Origin of the sequence: Pseudomonas sp. NPDC086566 (assembly GCF_050280885.1) — a bacterium.
In the GTDB taxonomy this organism is placed as follows: Bacteria; Pseudomonadota; Gammaproteobacteria; order Pseudomonadales; family Pseudomonadaceae; genus Aquipseudomonas; species Aquipseudomonas vlassakiae.
Genome location: NZ_JBNNWD010000009.1, coordinates 233,747 through 251,658, shown reverse-complemented (window position 1 = coordinate 251,658; position 17,912 = coordinate 233,747). Strand labels below are relative to the sequence as shown.

At 63.8% G+C, this 17,912-nt stretch carries 16 protein-coding genes and 1 tRNA gene; 7 read left to right on the top strand and 10 right to left on the bottom strand.

All coding sequences use genetic code 11. The features are described from left to right. Nucleotides 1-12: 12 nt before the first annotated feature. The 8 genes from ACQKPS_RS21675 to ACQKPS_RS21640 all read right to left on the bottom strand — a co-directional run bounded on the left by ACQKPS_RS21675 (nt 13) and on the right by ACQKPS_RS21640 (nt 10,239). On the bottom strand, nt 13-642 hold the full coding sequence (locus ACQKPS_RS21675; protein ID WP_427605597.1) for an alginate O-acetyltransferase AlgF: 630 nt from the start codon (nt 640-642) through the stop codon (nt 13-15). A gap of 18 nt (nt 643-660) precedes the next feature. After that, nucleotides 661-1,755, bottom strand: coding sequence for an alginate O-acetyltransferase (locus tag ACQKPS_RS21670; protein ID WP_254484814.1), 1,095 nt, complete (start codon nt 1,753-1,755; stop codon nt 661-663). A gap of 9 nt (nt 1,756-1,764) precedes the next feature. After that, a complete protein-coding gene (locus ACQKPS_RS21665) occupies nt 1,765-3,192 on the bottom strand; it encodes an MBOAT family O-acyltransferase (protein WP_427605596.1) in 1,428 nt (475 codons plus the stop codon). Between the two features lie 14 nt (nt 3,193-3,206). Further along, a complete protein-coding gene (locus tag ACQKPS_RS21660; protein WP_427605595.1) occupies nt 3,207-4,661 on the bottom strand; it encodes an alginate export family protein in 1,455 nt (484 codons plus the stop codon). Further along, a complete protein-coding gene (locus ACQKPS_RS21655; protein WP_427605594.1) occupies nt 4,658-6,109 on the bottom strand; it encodes a tetratricopeptide repeat protein in 1,452 nt (483 codons plus the stop codon). Before ACQKPS_RS21655 ends, ACQKPS_RS21660 begins: the two co-directional genes overlap by 4 nt. 21 nt (nt 6,110-6,130) lie before the next feature. Further along, nucleotides 6,131-7,294, bottom strand: a complete 1,164-nt coding sequence (locus tag ACQKPS_RS21650; RefSeq protein WP_427605593.1) for a PilZ domain-containing protein — start codon at nt 7,292-7,294, stop codon at nt 6,131-6,133. Between the two features lie 16 nt (nt 7,295-7,310). Next, entirely contained in the window at nt 7,311-8,840 is a 1,530-nt protein-coding gene (locus tag ACQKPS_RS21645; protein WP_186603515.1) for a glycosyltransferase, read from the bottom strand. Nucleotides 8,841-8,931: 91 nt separating this feature from the next. After that, a complete protein-coding gene (locus ACQKPS_RS21640) occupies nt 8,932-10,239 on the bottom strand; it encodes a nucleotide sugar dehydrogenase (RefSeq protein ID WP_254484826.1) in 1,308 nt (435 codons plus the stop codon). Between the two features lie 525 nt (nt 10,240-10,764). On the opposite strand from ACQKPS_RS21640, the gene ACQKPS_RS21635 reads away from it, so the two are divergent. The 7 genes from ACQKPS_RS21635 to ACQKPS_RS21605 all read left to right on the top strand — a co-directional run bounded on the left by ACQKPS_RS21635 (nt 10,765) and on the right by ACQKPS_RS21605 (nt 15,633). Beyond that, entirely contained in the window at nt 10,765-11,139 is a 375-nt protein-coding gene (locus ACQKPS_RS21635) for a helix-turn-helix domain-containing protein (protein ID WP_283724390.1), read from the top strand. 78 nt (nt 11,140-11,217) lie between these two features. Next, nucleotides 11,218-11,856, top strand: coding sequence for a response regulator transcription factor GacA (gene gacA, locus ACQKPS_RS21630; RefSeq protein WP_054884910.1), 639 nt, complete (start codon nt 11,218-11,220; stop codon nt 11,854-11,856). A gap of 6 nt (nt 11,857-11,862) precedes the next feature. Further along, the gene (uvrC, locus tag ACQKPS_RS21625) at nt 11,863-13,686 is read left to right on the top strand and encodes an excinuclease ABC subunit UvrC (RefSeq protein WP_254484830.1); all 1,824 of its coding nucleotides are present in this window, start codon (nt 11,863-11,865) and stop codon (nt 13,684-13,686) included. Between the two features lie 33 nt (nt 13,687-13,719). Next, a complete protein-coding gene (pgsA, locus tag ACQKPS_RS21620) occupies nt 13,720-14,280 on the top strand; it encodes a CDP-diacylglycerol--glycerol-3-phosphate 3-phosphatidyltransferase (RefSeq protein WP_027920568.1) in 561 nt (186 codons plus the stop codon). A gap of 64 nt (nt 14,281-14,344) precedes the next feature. Then, nucleotides 14,345-14,420 (top strand) — tRNA-Gly (locus tag ACQKPS_RS21615). A 266-nt stretch (nt 14,421-14,686) separates the two neighbouring features. Then, entirely contained in the window at nt 14,687-15,247 is a 561-nt protein-coding gene (locus tag ACQKPS_RS21610; protein WP_427605592.1) for a hypothetical protein, read from the top strand. Beyond that, complete coding sequence (locus tag ACQKPS_RS21605) at nt 15,247-15,633, top strand: hypothetical protein (RefSeq protein ID WP_254484834.1); 387 nt, start codon at nt 15,247-15,249, stop codon at nt 15,631-15,633. Before ACQKPS_RS21610 ends, ACQKPS_RS21605 begins: the two co-directional genes overlap by 1 nt. A 26-nt stretch (nt 15,634-15,659) precedes the next feature. On the opposite strand, the gene ACQKPS_RS21600 is transcribed toward ACQKPS_RS21605, so the two are convergent. Next, nucleotides 15,660-16,907: an MFS transporter gene (locus tag ACQKPS_RS21600; protein WP_427605591.1), complete on the bottom strand. Its 1,248-nt coding sequence runs from the start codon at nt 16,905-16,907 to the stop codon at nt 15,660-15,662. 142 nt (nt 16,908-17,049) lie between these two features. Next, nucleotides 17,050-17,907, bottom strand: a complete 858-nt coding sequence (locus tag ACQKPS_RS21595) for a LysR substrate-binding domain-containing protein (RefSeq protein WP_176508602.1) — start codon at nt 17,905-17,907, stop codon at nt 17,050-17,052. Between the last annotated feature and the right edge of the window lie 5 nt (nt 17,908-17,912).

Genomic DNA, 17,912 nt, shown 5'->3' with positions numbered 1-17,912 from the left:
GCAGGGCTTTGATCACTCGGTCGGGTCGATGCTGTTGGCGATGGTCATGCTGCGGTTGCCAGGTAGCAGCACGTAGCTGTACGAACGGCCCTTCTTCAGGAACTGCTCGTCGAAGCTGGCGACCTTGGTGTCCTGCCGGTAGGCGGCGAAGTCGATCTTGACCTCGTTGACCATGCGCGTGCCGGTCTCGCCGTTGCCGAGTGCCTCGACCACTTCGTGCTTGCCATCGGAAGTCTTCAGCGCGGCCTGGTTGGTGGTCAGGTTGTAGAACGCGATCTGCGCCTTCTTCGGCTCGTTGACGTACTTGTCGCTGATCAGTTTCAGCTGCTTGCCGTCGTAGACCACCGTGCTGGCCGCATTGGCCTTTAGCTGCGGTTCGATCGACGTGCTGCCGACGGCGATCTTGTGCGGGCCGGCAGGGGTGAAGCGGTAGCCGCTGAGCTGGCCGGCGGCTACCCGCTGCGGGTTGACCTTGCCGCTGAGGGTGACGTCGATGTTGCGGTCGGACAGGTTCAGCACCCGGACGAACGCCGAGTCGGCCGGGGCCACCGCATCGTACAGGTCGGCGTTGCCTTCGGCGGCCAGGGCGGCATGGCTGGCTGCGGCCAAGGCGATGGCGGTGAACAGTGGGGCAAGTCTCATCAGGTTCTCCTTGAATCGTCAGAAATGCTGGGGCGCAGCGCTGCGGCTGAGCGAGCCGGGGCGGTGGGCGAGCAAGGTGCGCAGGGGGAATTCCCAGACCACGGTGTCGATCTGCGTGTTGGCCAGCTCGTCACTGGCAAGGAACTGGCTCATCGCCTCGAACGGGCCGCGGGCTTCCACGGCAATGCTCAACAGGTCGCGGTTGAGTGCCTCCTTGAGGAAGCCGACGAAGTTCCAGTCGTCGATCTTGCTGTAGCTGGTGCCGACCAGCAGCAGGCTCTGGTTCGCCTCGGCGAACAGGTCGTCAGCGCCTTGTTCGGCCCTGAGGGTTTCGTACAAGGCGATCGGGTTGGGGCCGAACTGCGGCGCCAGGCGCGCATGGTCGAACTGGATGTAGTTCATCAGGTCGCCCTTGATGCTCTTCTCACCGGCCTTGCGCGACACGTACACCTGGTCGCCCAGCAGTTGCGGGCGCTGGCGTGCCAGTTCGTAGGCCGACAGCCGCGCGCCTTCCGGGCTCCAGTGGGTGTCGGACTTGAGAAACAGCGGCGGGCCTTCGAGGTTGGCGAGGAACGCGGCGCGTAGCGGCACCACGTCCAGATGGCGGTTTCGCAGCTCGCCGACAAAATGATCGTAGAGGCTGGTCACCCGTGGGTCGAAGGCATGCTCGGCATGCGCCGCGTACACGTCCAGCTTCATCGGCAACGGCAGGATTACCAGCTGCTTGCCGTGCTCGGCCAGTTGCGTGCGGACCTTGGCGATTTGCTCCAGTTGGCTGGCGACGTTGGCGTCAAGGTCGTTGGGCACGCGGTATTCCTGGTTGGTGTAGAGCCAGCCATCCTTGCCCAGCACGACACCCTTGGTGCCTTCGCCGAACAGGTGGAACTGGGCATCGGCCCACAGTTCCACCGACGGCTCACGCAGGAAGAAGCGCTTGTCGTAGGCCTGCTCGAACTTGCGCAGCAGCTTGCCATCGACGAACAGGTTCCAGGTGTCGGTCGAGGTGCGGGCAAAGCTGAACACCGGCGGCAGCGAATAGATGAACATCGCCGCCAGCACCACCGCGAACAGAATGCCATTGGCCTTGCTGGCCGAATTCATCACCGGGTACATGGCACGCTCCTAGAACTGGAAATACAGGAAGGGTGAGAACGAGTTGGCCGCCAGGCTGCTCAGCGCCAGCAGGAAGCCGCCCCACAGCAGCACACTGTGCAGCGCGCCGACGTGGCGCATGAAATAGCCTTCCTTGTTGCCGGCGTAGAAGCGCAGGTTGTTGATCCCGGCCAGCACCAGCCAGGCCAGCGCCACCAGGGCGAAGGCCATGGCCATTTTCGAGGCGCCGAGCACGTACAGCTCCAGCGAGCCGAAGCCGTTGAGGCCGAACAGTGCCTTGTAGATGTCGATGCTGTGGCGCAGGTCCATGGTGAAGAACAGCGGCATGCTCAGCACGATCAGCAGGCCGGTGCGCAAGTGCCGGCCCGCGTGGTAGGGCGCACCGACCTTGGTCGCCAGGTTGAACTTGCGTTCGATGACCATGCCCACGCCGAAGAACAGCCCCCAGCAGATGAAGGCGAAACTCGCGCCGTGCCACAGGCCCGACAGCAGCATGGTCCAGATCAGCGCCGGCAAGGCGCCGGCCACGCGCTTGCGCACCAGCGGCATGTACACGTAGTCGCGCAAAAAATGCGCCAGGGTCATGTGCCAGCGGGCCCAGAACTCGGTGATGCTTTGCGCCACATAGGGCTGGTTGAAGTTCTCCGGGAAGCGGAAGCCCATCATCAGCGCCAGGCCCAGGGCCATGTGGCTGTAGCCGGCGAAGTCGAAGTACAGCTGCAGGGTCGAGATCACCAGGCCGAACCAGGCATCGCTGAACTGCAGCGTGCCTTCGCTGACGAACAGCACGTTGATCGGCGCCAGGCGGTCGGCGATCAGCACTTTCATGATGAAGCCGAGCATGAAGCGGCACACGCCCAGCGAGAACAGCTCCAGCGAATGGGTACGCTCACGTAGCTGCGGCGCCAGCTGGCTGTAGCGCAGGATCGGCCCGGCCACCAGGTGCGGGAACAGCGCGACGAAGGCGGCGAAATCGATGAAGTTGCGCGTTGGCGTGGCCTCTTTGCGGTAGATGTCGACGATGTAGCTCAAGGCATGGAACACGTAGAACGAAATGCCCAGCGGCAGGAAGATGTTTTCCAGCGTCCAGGTGTTGATGCCCAGCGGCGCCAGCAGCATGGCCAGCACCTCGGCGCCGAAGTTGGCGTACTTGAAGTAGCCCAGGGTCGACAGGTTGCCGGCCACGCCGATCCACAGAAGACGCAGGGCCAGGCGTTTGTCGCCGGCATCCAGGCGTGCCTTGATGCGCAGGCCGAACCAGTAGTTCCAGTAGGTGATGCCAACGAACAGCAGCAGGAAGTCCGGCCGCCACCAGGCGTAGAAAATGTAGCTGGCGGCCACGATTACCGTCGAACGCCATTGCGCCCTGGCCAGGAAATACACGGCCAGGAACAGCGGCAGGTACAGGAACAGGAACACATTGGAGGCGAAGATCATGGCACGGCCCTTCCTTAGTAACTGATCACCACGCCGACGCTCAGCTGGTAGTCATCACCGGTTTGCAATGCACTGCCGGCATTGAAATAACTGGCACTGACCAGCGTGTTGACGTCCAGGTGCTTGCCGTCGATAGCCACCGGAAACATCTTCCAGTAGTAGTTGAGGTCGATCATCTGCCCGACATTGCGCCCGTTGCCGTTGCTGCCTTGGTTGATGGCGCGGTTGCGCTCGGTGCGCTGGTCGCCATTCATGCGGATCGGCAGGGTGCCGTCGGCGTCGCGCAGGTCGAGCTGGGTTACCCGCAGGTCCAGCGCACTGCGTGGGGTGGGGCGGGTCTCCACGGCAAAGCCGTAGTAGCTCAGGTTGCGCAGGTCGAGGGCGACGAATGAACTGGTCAGGCGGGTGCTGTAGGAGCCGGTACGGGTGATGCGGTCGGACTGGATGGCGTTCAGGCGGAAGCCGTCGTTCTCGTCGCCGGGCTTGTCGGTCAGGCCGCCGCGCAGCGCCACGCGCGGCGTCCACGCCAGCTCGTCGAAGCGCTTGCCGACCTCACCCAGCACTGCCCAGCCCTTGCTGCCGTGGCCGGTGGTGGTGGCACCGTTGCCGTCGGTGTTATCCATCTTGCCGTCCAGCGCCGCCAGTTCCAGGTGGTAGTCGTTGAGCACCGGGTAGGCGAGGTTGTCGCCCTTGAAGAACAGCCCGTAGCGCATGCCCTTGAAGTCGTAACGGTCGCCGGCGTCGTGGCCGCTGTGGTCGTTCTCGTGCATCAGGCGCACACCGACCTGGTTGTTCTGGTTCCAGCGGTAGGCGTACTGGCCCATCAGGTAGGTGGTGCGCTCCTCGCTGTCGGCCAGGCGGTTGACGTCGGTGTTGTAGTTGTGGAACTTCTGCCCGACGGCGAAGAACGCCTCGCTGAAGGTGTCCTGGTAGTTGAAGCGCAGCGACTCGAGGCTGTCATCCCACCAGATGCCATAGTCGTCATAGAAGCGCTGGCGGCCGAACGAGGCAGAAAAGCGTGGGTCGTCGCCGATCAAGTTGCGCTTGACGTACAGCTCGCGCAATTCGGCGTACCAGCCTTCGGGCTGCTCGCGTTCGTTGGCGTTGGACGCTTCGTTGGTCAGGTTGCTCGACTGGCTGGAGTCGTAGTTCAACCACAGGCGGCCGTAGACCATCCATTTGGCCCAGCGCTTTTCCGGCGAGTACCAGGCGAACGACGGCTCGTAACGCAGGCTGTAGAACATTTCGCGGTCGCTGCCGACCTGGGAGTCCTCGGGGCCGTAGCCGGTCTGTACGGTGAGCTTGTTGAACACTTCCGAGGTGATCACCGGCTCGCTGCCATCCAGTGCAGTGACGCGCACCGGTTCGTTGCTGTCGGCCTCGGGGCCGGTGATTTCTTCTGCGGCGAACGCCGCCGGCAGCGGCGCCAGGGCCAGCAGGGCGCCGAACAGGGGGTGATGCGCTTTCACAGGGTGGCCTCCTTGAACAGCCCGTTGCGAGCGGCCAGGGCACGCTCGATGTCATCCTTTGGCAGGGTCTTTTCCAGGCGCCTGATCAGGCTGCGCGCGCTGCGTTCACCCAGGTCGAGGGCGACGCGGGCATAGGTGTAGGCCTTGACCGGGTCGTGGCACAGGGCACGGCCGGAGGCGTGCAGAGTGGCCATGCGGTACCAGGCGGCGGTATTGCCCTTGTCGGCTTCGGCCTGGAACAGCGCCAGGGCCTTTTCCTGGTCGGGCTGGTCTTCGACGCCCTTGCTGTAGTACTCACCCAGCAGCAGGCCGGCCCCGGGGTAGCCGCTGGCACGCAGCTCGTCGATCAACGCGCGGGCCTTGTCCGGGTCCATCGTCAGCCAGTTGTTGACCATGTAGAACTGCGCCTGCAAGGCCTTGGCCCGGGTCGGTTCGCGCTCACGCACCTGGTCGATCAGCGCCTGGGTTTCTTCGGCGTTGTGCTCGGTCGGGTTGGAGATCATGTAGTTGGCCTTGGACACCATCGCCGGCACGAAGCCACGGGCCACGGCCACATCGCGCCAGCGCTGGACGCGGGCGGTAGCCAGGTTCAGTGCGTCGTCCTGGGCCTTTTCGCGCGCCAGTTGCTCGGGCGTCGGTGGCAGTTTTTCGGCGCCGGGTGCGCTGGCCTGGCTCTCGTAGCGGTCGGCTTCCTGTTCGGCGCGCTGCACGCTGGTGATGCTGTCGAGCAGCGCTGCGACGCGGTGGATGATCTCCACTGGCAACTGTTCGCGCTCAGGTTCGAGCTGGTCGGCGAAGGGCGGGAACAGGCGGTCCTGCTGTTCGCCGAGGAAGGCGTAATAGCGGTCCAGGGCGCGCACGTCCACGCGCACCGCCTGGCGATACCAACGCTCGGCGCCGGTACGGTCGCCCTGGCGTTCGGCGAGCACGGCGTGGTACAGCGCAGGAAGGCAGTTGAGCAGGCAGGCCTGTTCGTACAAGGCCAGCAACTGCGCCGCCTGGGCGGTGTCGACCAGCTCCGGGTAAGTCAGGAACACTTCCAGCGTGGTGCTGGTGTTGCGTGGGTCGAGGTTGGCCGGGTAGCGCGTCAGTGCCTGCGCCATCCACGGCCGCAGCGCCTCGCGCAGGCTCGGGGTGCGGTCGATCAGGCGGGCCAGCGAAGCCAGTGCCGGGATCATGCCATGGCCATCGGCAAAAGCCGTCTGGTACAGCGCCACCACTTCCGCGCGGCTGGCATCTTCGCGTCCGGCCAGCACATCACCGAGCAGCAGGGTACTGGCCAGGTCGCCACGGGCAGCCAGTTCGCGCAGGTCGGTGGTGACCTCGGCCGACGGGTCCTTGTACAGCGCGTAGCGGATCTGCTCCAGGCTCTGGCCGGCGCTGGCCGAGCTGGCGCAGGCCAGGGCCAGGCCAGCCAGCAGCAGGCGGGGGGGCATATTGGCGGTCATGGCGTCATCATCCTCGGCCGTTTAGCGCGCTGCGCCGAACGGCAGCCCCATGAACAGGTCGACCGCTACCGCTTTCTGGTAGGCAGCCGCCGGCAACGGGCTGTCAGGCTGGATGGTCAACGCCAGATTGCGGTTGACCTCATCGACCCGTGCGTCGACCACCTTGCCGCTGTAGTGCTGGTCGAGGCCGAATACCTGCATGTCCACCGATTTCACCCGGTCGACATCGGCGAGCTTGTCGAACGGCACATTGGCGCGGACGAACAGGCCCTGGTCCTTGGGCAGCAGGTGCATCAGCGCAGCCTCTTTATAGCCGTAGCCGTCCAGGCGCTGGTTCGGGTAGTAGACCGTGCAATCGCACGGGCTGTTGATCACGGTCTCGATGGTGGCGCGACCGAGCAGGGCCTGCAGGTCGCCCGGCGACAGGTCGGCGACCGCCTTCATGTCGGCCGGGCTGGTGAAGCTGGTGGCCAGCTGCGTGGAGATGCTGGCCAGCGGCTGGCCGGCCTGCACTTCGCTGGCGCCGGCGGGCAGCAGGTACTTCACGTAGCCGTTGTCGGGCATGCTGATGACCTGGGCGTTGGTTGCCACCTGGGCCTGCAGCGCCGGGATGCGGAAGAACAGCAGGTAGCCCTTGTAGCCGACGAAGGCCAGTGCGGCGACGCCGGCGGCGGTGTACAGCAAGGTGCCGGTCAGGGCCTTGAGGCGGGCGCCCGGGGTGCGTGCGCTGGCGTACTTGTGCTTGCGTTCCTTGATGTAGTTCTCGCGCTGCATGACATTGAACAGGCCGTTGATGTCGGCGATCTCGCCGGACATGTAGGCGCTGATCAGGTAGCGCAGGATGTCGCGCTTCTGTGCATCGAGCTCGACGAACTGCGCGCCTACTTCGTTGCCACGCTGGGAGACGATGCGGATCTTGCTGTCGATGTTCAGGTCGACCTGGTTCAGGCGCAAGCGGATCGAGGCGTCGTACAGCGTGCCGACGTTCAGCGGCGCGTCGTGGATCAGGCCCAGCCCGCCCAGGGAAATATCCTGCAGGGCGACTTCGAACGGGGCTTGGCCGGCACTGGCCAGGCGCACCCGTGCGTTCATCCGGGTGCGCACGTACTGGCGCTCGTCGACCGCCTCGTGGACGATGTTGGCCGCTGTCTTGCCCGGGGCCGCGGGAATGTTCGTGGTACTCATATGCAGGCGCCTTTCCTTAACGTTGCGAGAGTTCTAAAAGCACGGTGATGACCCCGAAGAAGATGGCGATCGACGAGCACAGCATCGCCTTCGAGGACCAGCGGTTGAGGCTGGCGTCGAAGTCGACGCTGCCAGTGGCCAGGGTGGTCTTCTGTCGCGTCCAGCTTTGCTGGTCCATGTGGAACATCGCGTAGACCTTCATCAGCGAACCGACGATCTGGTTGTAATAAAGAACGAAGGGGTACATCGGGCTGACCGGGTGGCCGGCGAAGACGAACAGCACGGTCACCAGGCTGCGCGAGATCAGCACCCAGAACAGGTACACCAGCAGGTACTGGATACCGAACACCAGGCCGGCCACCACCGAGGCGGTCAGGCCCATCAGGCAGGTCCACATCGACACGCGCTGGTCGAGCAGCACGTACAGGGTGAACAGCCCCAGGCGGGCCCGGCCGAGCAGGGCGGTGGCGCGGAAGTTCTGCCGCAGCGAGTTGCCGTACCAGCGGAACATCAGCTGGCGGGTGGCGATCCAGAAGCTGTCGCTGGGCGGGTGCTCGACGGTCAGGGTGTGGCTGTCGGGCACGTAGAAGGTGTTCCAGCCAGCGCGCATCAGGCTCAGCCAGCTCGACTTATCGTCACCTGTAAGGAACTGGAAGCGGCCCAGGCGCCAGTGTTCGAGGAAATCGGCCTCGACGTCGCGGATGAACTCGGGGTCGGTCATCACTTCGGCGCGGAAGAACGACAGCCGCCCGGTCAGGGTCAGCACCCGGTGCGACAGCGCCATCGAGCACATGTTGATGTGGCGCTGGACAAAGCGCATCGAGTGCCACTGGCGCATCCAGCGGCTGCCCTCGACTTCGCAGAATTCATTGGTGGTCAGGCCACCCACGTCCGGCAGCACGGCAAACAGCTTGACCGCTCGCTCGACACAGCCAGGGAGCATCATGGTGTCGCCGTCGACCACGCCGACCACCGCGTCACTCAGCGGCATCTGCCGCGACAATGCGCGGAAGGCATGGGCCAGGCCGTCTCGCTTGCCGGTGCCCCGGGCGCGGACGATCACCAGCTTGATGTCGTCGCGGTCCTTGACCTCGTTGCGCATGATCTGCTTGATGAAGGTCTCGTCGCCTTTCTCGACGATCGAGGCGATCACCGTGCAGGGTACGTTCAGCCGTTGCACCTCCTGGAACACCGACTGGTAGACCTTGAAGGTAGTAGTGGTCGGGATGCGGAAGCTGGTCACCACCATGAACATGTGCGAGGGCAATGCTGCATCGCCCAGGCGGTCGACTTGCCGGCGCAGGCGCGGAAACTTCCAGTGCAGGAAGTACATGCCGCGCAGGTAGTGGACCACGGCATTGCCGTAGCGCCACATGCCCAGCGTGCCGATGATGAAGATGAACAGGTGGTGGTCCGGGTCCAGGTACTGCGGCGCGACCATCTCCGACGCCAGCGCAATCAACCCGGCGAGGCACGCCCAGCCGAAGAAGCTGGCGCCTGCGCGCAGGTAGCCGGGGGCCACGAAGGGCGGTTGCTGTCGATCCATGTCGGCTTGACTCCTGTTTTCGCGGTGCCCGCGCGCCACCCCGCCAAGGCCTGAGCCTGTGGCAGGTGGTGCGCGGTGGGTGCCGGGTCGGTTACCAGCAGATGCCCTGGCTGCGGCTGTCGCTCAGGCCGGGCATGAAGCCGACCAGGTCGATCACCTGTTTGCCGTGGTGGGTTTGCAGGGCGCTGGCGAAGCGTGGGTCGTTGTTGCCCAGGACGATCACCTCGGCGTCATCGATCACCTGCTGCAGGTCGTTGTGCAGCAGCGACGAAACATGTGGGATCTTCGCTTCGATGTATTCCTTGTTGGCCCCGTGCACGCGGGCGTATTCGACGTTCTCGTCGAAGATGTGCAACTGGTAGCCTTTGCCGATCAGGCGCTCGGCCAGTTCCACCAGCGGGCTTTCGCGCAGGTCGTCGGTGCCGGCCTTGAAGGCCAGGCCCAACAGGGCGATCTTGCGCTTGTCCTGGCGCTCGATGAGGTCCAAGGCGTTTTGCACCTGCGAGGCATTGCTGGCCATCAACGAGTCGAGCAGCGGCGCCTTCACATCCAGGCTGGCAGCGCGGTAGGTGAGGGCGCGCACGTCCTTGGGCAGGCACGAGCCGCCGAACGCGAAGCCGGGGCGCAGGTAGTAGCGGGACAGGTTGAGCTTGTGGTCCTGGCACACCACATCCATCACCTCGCGGCCATCGACGCCGGCAGCCTTGGCAATGTTGCCGATCTCGTTGGCGAAGGTGACCTTGGTCGCGTGCCACACGTTGCAGGTGTACTTGATCATCTCGGCGACTTCGATCGACTTGCGGATCACCGGTGCTTCGAGGCCGTTGTACAGCGACTCGAGCAGGTCGCCCGACTGGCTGTCCAGTTCGCCGATCACGGTCATTGCCGGGAAGTCGTAGTCCTGGATCGCCGTGCTTTCGCGGAGGAATTCCGGGTTGACCGCCACGCCGAAGTCGACGCCGGCTTTTTTACCCGAGTACTGCTCCAGGATCGGGACCACCACGTTCTTTACCGTGCCAGGCAGCACGGTACTGCGGACCACCACGGTGTGGCGGTTGGCCTTGTCGCGCAGGGCGGTGCCGATCTCCCGGCAGACCGCCTCCATGTACACCAGGTCCAGGTCGCCGTTCTTCTTGCTCGGGGTGCCGACGCACAGCAGCGACAGGTCGCTGGCGAGGATCGCTGCCTGCACGTCGGTGGTGCCGCGCAGGCGGCCTTTGCTGACACCGTCCTGCAGCAGCTGTTCCAGGCCTGGCTCGACGATCGGCGATTTGCCTTGGTTGATCAGTTCGATTTTCGCCGGAGAAATGTCCACCCCCAGCACCTGATGGCCGCGGGCCGACAGGCACCCCGCGCAGACTGCGCCCACATAGCCAAGTCCAAAGATACTGATGTTCATACGTCCCTCTCCCTGGGGCACGGCAAAGCCGGCCGAGATACATCGTTCATGAAGTTGTCGAATGGCAGACGCGCAGAAGTAAGCCGCGCTCGAAGTGGCGTTGCAGACTGTTTCTTAGTGGTCTTTTTACAGCCTAAGGGCGTTTTTATTTTTATTGCAAGCGTTGATATTGGGTTATCTGAAATTAATTTAATTATTGTCTGATAGAGTTAAAAAATGCTTGTAAATCAATAACTTAAAGTTGCTGTTAGTTAGGCGTCAAAAAAATGATAATCCCGTAGGTGGCAATAAAGTGGCGCCAAGGACGTGGCGCTTTTGCCGTATCTGCCTCGTGTTGTTCGGCCTGAATTGCACGGCTGAGATGGATAAGATCCCTCTAAATCAAGGCTCCGCAGGGCGCGGTGGTGGCGCAATACTGGCTTGCGACGAAGGTCGGCGATGGGCATAGTGACCGCACAGTCTGCAACTGCTTTCAGGATTGTGAGCAGCTACTCCATGACGGCACAGGAACAAGGAGAACGTCATATGAAAGGACTCGGTCTACGGTTGCGAGAAGAGCGTGAGCGGCTGGGCATGACCCAGCGGGTATTTGGTGACATCGGCGGTGTCGAGCCCAACGCTCAGGGCAAGTACGAAAGTGGCGAGCGCACGCCTCGGGCGGATTACCTGGCCGCGCTGGCGACCAAGGGCGTGGATGCGCTGTATGTGCTCAGCGGAGAGCGCACACCGGCGCCGCTGGAAAGCCTGTCGGCAGATGAAACCGGTCTGCTGGGCGCGTTCCGGCGGTTGCCGGCAGCCGACAAGGCGGCGTTGTGGCACCTGCTGGGGCGCCTGGTGGGTGAGGGCGGTGGGGGGGAACTGGCACGACAGCCGCGTCATGAGCGTCAGACGTTTATGTAGGAAGTTTTACGCTAGGTCCGCCGTGAAAAATTTTGTTAAGGTGGCGGGATCCAATCGCCCTGTTGACGAGGTGTCTGCTTGATTAGGGTTCTAGTGGTCGACGATCACGATCTGGTTCGAACCGGTATTACTCGCATGCTGGCTGATATCGACGGCCTGCAGGTGGTGGGTGAGGCGGATTCGGGCGAGTCGGCGCTGAAACTCGCCCGGGAACTGAAGCCTGACGTCGTCCTGATGGACGTGAAGATGCCCGGGATCGGCGGCCTGGAGGCCACCCGCAAGCTGCTGCGCAGCCACCCCGACATCAAGGTGGTGGCGGTTACCGTGTGCGAAGAAGACCCGTTCCCCACCCGCCTGATGCAGGCCGGTGCCGCTGGCTACCTGACCAAGGGCGCCGGCCTGGACGAAATGGTCCAGGCCATTCGCCTGGCTTTTGCCGGCCAGCGCTATATCAGCCCGCAGATTGCTCAGCAGTTGGCACTGAAGTCGTTCCAGCCGCAAGCGTCGCCGTTCGACGCGTTGTCGGAACGGGAAATCCAGATCGCCCTCATGATTGTCGGCTGCCAGAAAGTGCAGATCATCTCTGACAAGTTGTGCCTGTCGCCCAAGACCGTCAATACTTACCGCTATCGGATCTTCGAAAAACTCTCGGTCACCAGCGATGTCGAACTGACCTTGCTGGCCGTTCGCCACGGTATGGTTGACGCAAGCCTCTAATCCTTCATGTCACAAGTCTTTGATGCCAGCGCGTTCTTGGCGACCTGCAGTGGTCGCCCAGGCGTATACCGGATGTTCGACGCCGAGGCGCGGCTGCTCTACGTGGGCAAGGCCAAGAACCTCAAGAAACGCCTGGCAAGCTATTTCCGCAAGACCGGCCTTGCGCCGAAAACCGCTGCGCTGGTGGCGCGCATCGCCCAGGTCGAAACCACCATCACGGCCAACGAGACCGAGGCGCTGCTGCTCGAGCAGAACCTGATCAAGCAGTGGCGCCCGCCGTACAACATTCTGTTGCGCGACGATAAGTCCTATCCGTACGTGTTCCTGTCGGAGGGTGAGTTCCCCAGGCTGGGCATCCACCGCGGGGCGAAGAAAGCCAAGGGGCGGTATTTCGGGCCGTACCCCAGTGCGGGCGCCATTCGCGAGAGCCTTGGCCTGCTGCAGAAGGCCTTTTCCGTGCGCCAGTGCGAAGACAGCTACTTCGCCAACCGTACCCGCCCATGCCTGCAGTACCAGATCAAGCGCTGCAAGGGCCCGTGCACCCAGCTGGTGACGCCCGAGGAATATGCCGAGGACGTGCGCCACTCGGTAATGTTCCTCGAAGGCCGCAGCCAGCAGCTGGGCAACGAACTCAACGAAGCCATGGAAAAGGCGGCAATGGCCCTCAACTTCGAGAAGGCCGCCGAGCTGCGTGACCAGATTGCCTTGTTGCGCCGGGTCCAGGACCAGCAGTACATCGAAGGCGGCTCCGGCGATGTCGATGTGGTGGCCGCCTTCGTCAACCCCGGTGGTGCCTGTGTGCACCTGATCAGCGTGCGCGGTGGCCGGGTGCTGGGCAGCAAGAACTTCTTCCCCCAGGTGGGCATCGAGGAGGAGGTGGCCGAAGTCATGGCTGCGTTCCTGTCGCAGTATTACCTGGGTAATGCCGAGCGCGAGCTGCCTGGCGAGCTGATCGTCAACGTGGTGCATGAAGACTTCGAGGCCATCACCGAAGCCGTGCAGAGCCTTCGCGGTCGCGAGCTGAGCATCAGCCACCGGGTGCGCGGCACCCGCGCGCGCTGGCAGCAACTGGCGGTGACCAACGCCGAACAGGCACTCAATGCCCGCCTGGCCAACCGCCAGCACATGGCCGCGCGCTTCGAGGCCCTGGCCGAAGTGCTTGGCCTGGATGAGGTACCGCAACGCCTGGAATGCTATGACATCAGCCACTCCAGCGGCGAAGCCACGGTCGCCAGCTGCGTGGTGTTCGGCCCGGAGGGCCCGATCAAGTCGGATTACCGTCGCTTCAACATCGAAGGCGTCACCGCTGGCGATGACTACGCCGCCATGCACCAGGCCCTGACCCGCCGTTACGGGCGGATCAAGGATGGCGAGGGCAAACTGCCCGATGTGCTGCTGGTGGACGGCGGCAAGGGCCAGCTGAACATGGCGCGCGAAGTGATGCAGGAGCTGGCCTTCACTGACCTGACCCTGCTCGGCGTGGCCAAGGGCGTGACCCGCAAGGCCGGCTTCGAGACCCTGTACCTCAACGACGTGACCCATGAGTTCACCCTCAAGGGCGACAGCCCGGCGTTGCACCTGATCCAGCAGATCCGCGACGAAGCCCACCGCTTCGCCATCACCGGCCACCGCGCCCGGCGCGGCAAGGCCCGCCGCACGTCGAGCCTGGAGGACGTCGCCGGGGTAGGGCCCAAGCGCCGCCGCGACTTGCTGAAACACTTCGGCGGCCTGCAGGAGCTCAACCGCGCCAGCATCGATGAGATCGCCAAAGCGCCCGGCATCAGTAAAAAGCTCGCCGAGTCGATTTATGCCAGCCTGCATAGCGAGTAGAATGCCGGGTTCAACCCGCAGCCAGTCGTACCGATGAATATTCCAAACCTGCTCACCGTTCTACGCGTCCTGCTCATCCCGATCTTCATCCTGCTGTTCTATGTGCCCTATCACTGGAGCTACATGGCCGCCAGCACGGTGTTCGCCATCGCCGCCGCCACCGACTGGCTGGACGGCTACCTGGCGCGTCGCCTGCAGCAGAGCACACCCTTCGGCGCCTTCCTCGACCCCGTGGCCGACAAGCTGATGGTGGCCGTGGCCCTGGTGTTGCTGGTACAGGTGCACGCCAACTTCTGGCTGACCCTGCCGGCAGCGGTGATCATCGGCCGTGAAATCGTCGTTTCGGCACTGCGTGAGTGGATGGCCGAACTGGGGGCGCGGGCGCATGTGGCGGTGTCCAGCCTTGGCAAGTGGAAGACCGCGGCGCAGATGCTGGCGCTGGTGATCCTGCTGGCCAACCCGCCGGTGGTAAGCTTCTGGGTCGTGTTGGGCTACGGCTTGCTGCTGGTGGCGGCGGCGCTGACCCTGTGGTCGATGGTGCACTACCTGCTGGCCGCCTGGCCGCACCTGCGCGAAGGCTCCGAGCAAAAATAAAACTTTTTTTGAATCAAGGGGTTGACGCCGTTTCAGATATCGCTAGAATGGCACCCATCACGACGCGGGAATAGCTCAGTTGGTAGAGCACGACCTTGCCAAGGTCGGGGTCGCGAGTTCGAGTCTCGTTTCCCGCTCCAAATTGGCCTTAACGAATTTTTTCGGTAAGGCAAGAAAGAAGGCCCTTCGGGGCCTTTTTTCGTTTCAGTCAAGTTCGCGCCGATCCAGGGTCATCCGGCCTTTTCCAGTCCCGAAGTTACGACATCCTCCGTCAGTGAATGCGTGCCGGACGCAGGATTGCCTGCGCTGCAGGCGTTCGGCCACTAGTACAAGCGTGCTAATCGACCTTGGCGAGGCAGCTTTCGTATAGTCCGTGCCGGATTACAGACATCGGGACAGGACTTCCATGAACTACCGTTTTCTATCGCCAAGCCGCTGGTTGGCCATCCTGGCCACGGCTTGCAGCGCTCCGGCCATGGCCGCTCAAGCGCCGGGCGACTACTGGATCATCTACGGCAAAGGGGAGCGCCTGCACAACGAAGTGTACGTTGCCGACAGTGCCGGCATCCTGCAAAAGGGGGGTGGCGTACAGTCGGCGCAGGTCATGCAGCTGTTCGAAGACCCCGCCTATCCAACCCTCGTCGCCTATGAAGTACAGGTGAAGTGTAAACAGCGCCAGATACGCCTGGACAGCGCCCGGGCGATACGGCGCTTCGACGGCGCCGTGAAGGACGTAAAAACCAATGCCCGCAACTGGGTCGCACCGAAAGACTACTGGTTGAAGCGCACCTTCGCCTTCGTTTGCGCCCCTGAAAATCGAGCACGCAATCAGATGCTGTCGATTGGCAAGATGCCTCCCACCCAGATGGTCGCAACTGTCCAGGCCATGTTCATCCAGTTGGTGGGTGTGCAAGCCAACAGCCAGGCGGTGCAAGAGTTGGACGACATGCTGAGCAAAAGCCCTTGATGACCCTCCGGATTCGGTTGCTCGGCCTGATGCTGCTTACGCTCACCGGTTGTATCCCGACCCTGCCGGAGCTGCGCGCCAGCCACCAGTGGCAGGGGCGTGACGCCAAACAGGCGATTGACTTCTTCGGCCCGCCTGGGCGCATGGAGCCTTTGCCTGATGGTGCTGGGGTGCAACTGGGCTGGTACCGCGACACCACGTATGTGCGCAAGGAGGTCGTGGGCAGCACCGCAGAAATGCAGGGCAACGTGATGGTTCATACCAACTACTGGGATGACGTGACCCATCCGGGTGGCTGCACGATCCTGATGAAGGTGGACAAGGCACGGCTGATCAGCGACTTCGCTACCAAGGGACGCTGTAACGGCGTGAGTCTGGCACCTTAGCCCTCCTGTGGGAGGTGTGGGGCTGTTCAGGTCGACTCGGCAGGCGTGGCCGAGGGCGACGGCGAAACGCCTGGTTGAGTTTCAGGCAGCGCCACCAGCACCAGCACGAAGGCGACTGCGGCAATGGCCGCCAAGGCAAGAAACGCTGCGTCGTAGCCAGAGGCCTGCAGCACCAGCCCGGCGATTCCAGGGCTCAGCGCCGCGCCCAGCCCGAACGTCGCCGTCAGCGCGCCAAGGCTGACATTGAAGCGCCCGCTGCCTTCGGTCAGGTCCTTGACCACGATGGGTAAAAGTGCGCCGAAGATGCCCGCGCCAACACCGTCGAGCAATTGCACGCCTACCAGCCAGAACGGGTTGTCGGAGACCAGGTAAAGCGCACCTCTTATCGGCAGGATGAGAAAACCGGCGAGCAGGAACGGCTTGCGCCCCCATTGCTCGGCCTTGGCCCCGACCAGCAGGGCCATCGGCACCATCACCAATTGCGCCGCGACGATGCACGCAGAGGTGAGCGGTGTGGCCAGGCGCAGGTCGATCTGTGACAGCTTCTGGCTCACCAGCGGCAGCATCGCTGCGTTGGCAAGGTGAAACAGCGCGCAGCACACGGCGAAGATCAGTAGGGTGCGGTTGTGCAGCAGCAGCTTCAGCCCTGCAGGGTGGTCAGCCGCCATCGGACCATGGCCAAGGCCGCGCGCCAGTTGGTGGTCGATGGCCGCAGCGGGTACCCGGGCCACGGCCACGATGCTGGCCACGGTCATGATGGCCATCAGGTAGAACACCACCACCGGGCCGAACAGGTAGGCCAGGCCGCCCGCCAGTAGCGCCGAGCAGGCATTGCCGGCGTGGTTGAACGTTTCGTTGCGGCCCACCCGGCGGGTGAATGCCTGCGGGCCAGTGATACCGAGCGAAATGGCGGCAATTGCCGGGGCGAATACCGAGCCAGCCAGGGCCGCGACCGTCTGGGTCAAGGCTACCCCGGCGAACGACGATAGCCACGGCAGCAGCAGGCAGCTGCCGGTCACCAGCAGGGCGGCGATCACCACCACCGCGCGCTTGGCCCTGGTGCTGTCGATCAGCGCGCCGGCCGGCGTTTGCGCCAGCAGCGCGACGATGCCGGCCAGGGTCATCACCAGGCCGATGCTCGCTGGCTGCCACTGGTGCACGGCAAGCAGGTAGATGGCCAGGTAGGGCCCCAGGCCGTCGCGTACGTCGGCAAGGAAGAAATTCAGCCAGTCCAGGGCACGGTCATTTGAGGCGAGGGGCTTTGAAGGGGTCAAGGATGCAGTCTCGTAAAAGCCATGGGGCGCAATCGGCAGCCGGCATGCGAAGCGGCCCGCTCTCGTCAGGGGACCGCCAGGGTGGGCGACAGGTTCCTGGCCCAGGTGCTCGTGCCTCGCCGGTGTTCAGTCATCATGCCTGTCAGGCCCCGGCGCTGGCGCGCACCATCGCGTAAGCCTGGCGCACCAGCGGGTTGGCACTGTTGGACCGCACCCACAGGTAGTAAGTCACGTCAGGCAGAGCCGGCAGGCCATCGCTTTGCCCCAGCACGCGCATGTCGGGGCCGACCATTTCCTGGCTGCGTGCTGTAATGCCCAGGCCGGCACGCACCGCTGCCTTGACGCCGATCAGGTTAGATGCCAGGTAAGCCTGGCGCCAGGCGATGCCGGCGTGCTCCAGCGCTTCGAGCGCCAGCTTGCGGTACAGGCTGGGTTCGTCCACCAGCACCAGTGGCAACGGCTCCCCTGGCTGGTGCTGATAGTGCGCCGCACAGATCCACCACACCGGCGAGGCGCGCAGTGCGAAGCCTTCCAGGCCCGGTGCGGTGCGGGTAGAGATGACCATGTCGACTTTGCCGCGCTGCAGGTCCTCCATCAGGAACGGGCTGCGGCCAACGTCGATCTCCAGGCGCAGGTTGGGCGCCGAGCGGGCGATGTGGCTGAGCAGTGGAGGCAGGATGGTGTCGGCGATATCGTGGGGCGAGCCGATGCGCAGCACGCCGCTCAGGCTATCGTGACGCAGGCCGGCCAGTGCCTCGTCGTTGAGCGCGAGCATCTGCCGGGCGTGGCGCAGCAACTGACGGCCTGCATCGGTAAGGGATTTCTGCCGGCCCTGCTTGCGCAGCAGCGCCACGCCCACCTGCTGCTCCAGGCGCTGCATGTGCTGGGTCACCGAGGCCTGGGTGCGGCCCAGGTGGCGGCCAGCCTCGGCGAAGCTTGTGTGGTCGGCGATGGCGACGAAGGTGCGCAGCAGGTCGAGATCCAGGGCGGGTGTAGTCATGGGTA

Excerpts from the sequence above, each read along its gene's own strand:
- ACQKPS_RS21635 (WP_283724390.1), top strand. The coding sequence starts at position 10,765 with ATGAAAGGACTCGGTCTACGGTTGCGAGAAGAGCGTGAGCGGCTGGGC.
- uvrC (WP_254484830.1), top strand. The coding sequence starts at position 11,863 with ATGTCACAAGTCTTTGATGCCAGCGCGTTCTTGGCGACCTGCAGTGGT.
- ACQKPS_RS21655 (WP_427605594.1), bottom strand. The coding sequence starts at position 6,109 with ATGACCGCCAATATGCCCCCCCGCCTGCTGCTGGCTGGCCTGGCCCTG.
- pgsA (WP_027920568.1), top strand. The coding sequence starts at position 13,720 with ATGAATATTCCAAACCTGCTCACCGTTCTACGCGTCCTGCTCATCCCG.
- ACQKPS_RS21640 (WP_254484826.1), bottom strand. The coding sequence starts at position 10,239 with ATGAACATCAGTATCTTTGGACTTGGCTATGTGGGCGCAGTCTGCGCG.
- ACQKPS_RS21650 (WP_427605593.1), bottom strand. The coding sequence starts at position 7,294 with ATGAGTACCACGAACATTCCCGCGGCCCCGGGCAAGACAGCGGCCAAC.
- ACQKPS_RS21605 (WP_254484834.1), top strand. The coding sequence starts at position 15,247 with ATGACCCTCCGGATTCGGTTGCTCGGCCTGATGCTGCTTACGCTCACC.
- ACQKPS_RS21595 (WP_176508602.1), bottom strand. The coding sequence starts at position 17,907 with ATGACTACACCCGCCCTGGATCTCGACCTGCTGCGCACCTTCGTCGCC.
- ACQKPS_RS21670 (WP_254484814.1), bottom strand. The coding sequence starts at position 1,755 with ATGTACCCGGTGATGAATTCGGCCAGCAAGGCCAATGGCATTCTGTTC.
- ACQKPS_RS21665 (WP_427605596.1), bottom strand. The coding sequence starts at position 3,192 with ATGATCTTCGCCTCCAATGTGTTCCTGTTCCTGTACCTGCCGCTGTTC.
- ACQKPS_RS21645 (WP_186603515.1), bottom strand. The coding sequence starts at position 8,840 with ATGGATCGACAGCAACCGCCCTTCGTGGCCCCCGGCTACCTGCGCGCA.
- ACQKPS_RS21610 (WP_427605592.1), top strand. The coding sequence starts at position 14,687 with ATGAACTACCGTTTTCTATCGCCAAGCCGCTGGTTGGCCATCCTGGCC.
- ACQKPS_RS21675 (WP_427605597.1), bottom strand. The coding sequence starts at position 642 with ATGAGACTTGCCCCACTGTTCACCGCCATCGCCTTGGCCGCAGCCAGC.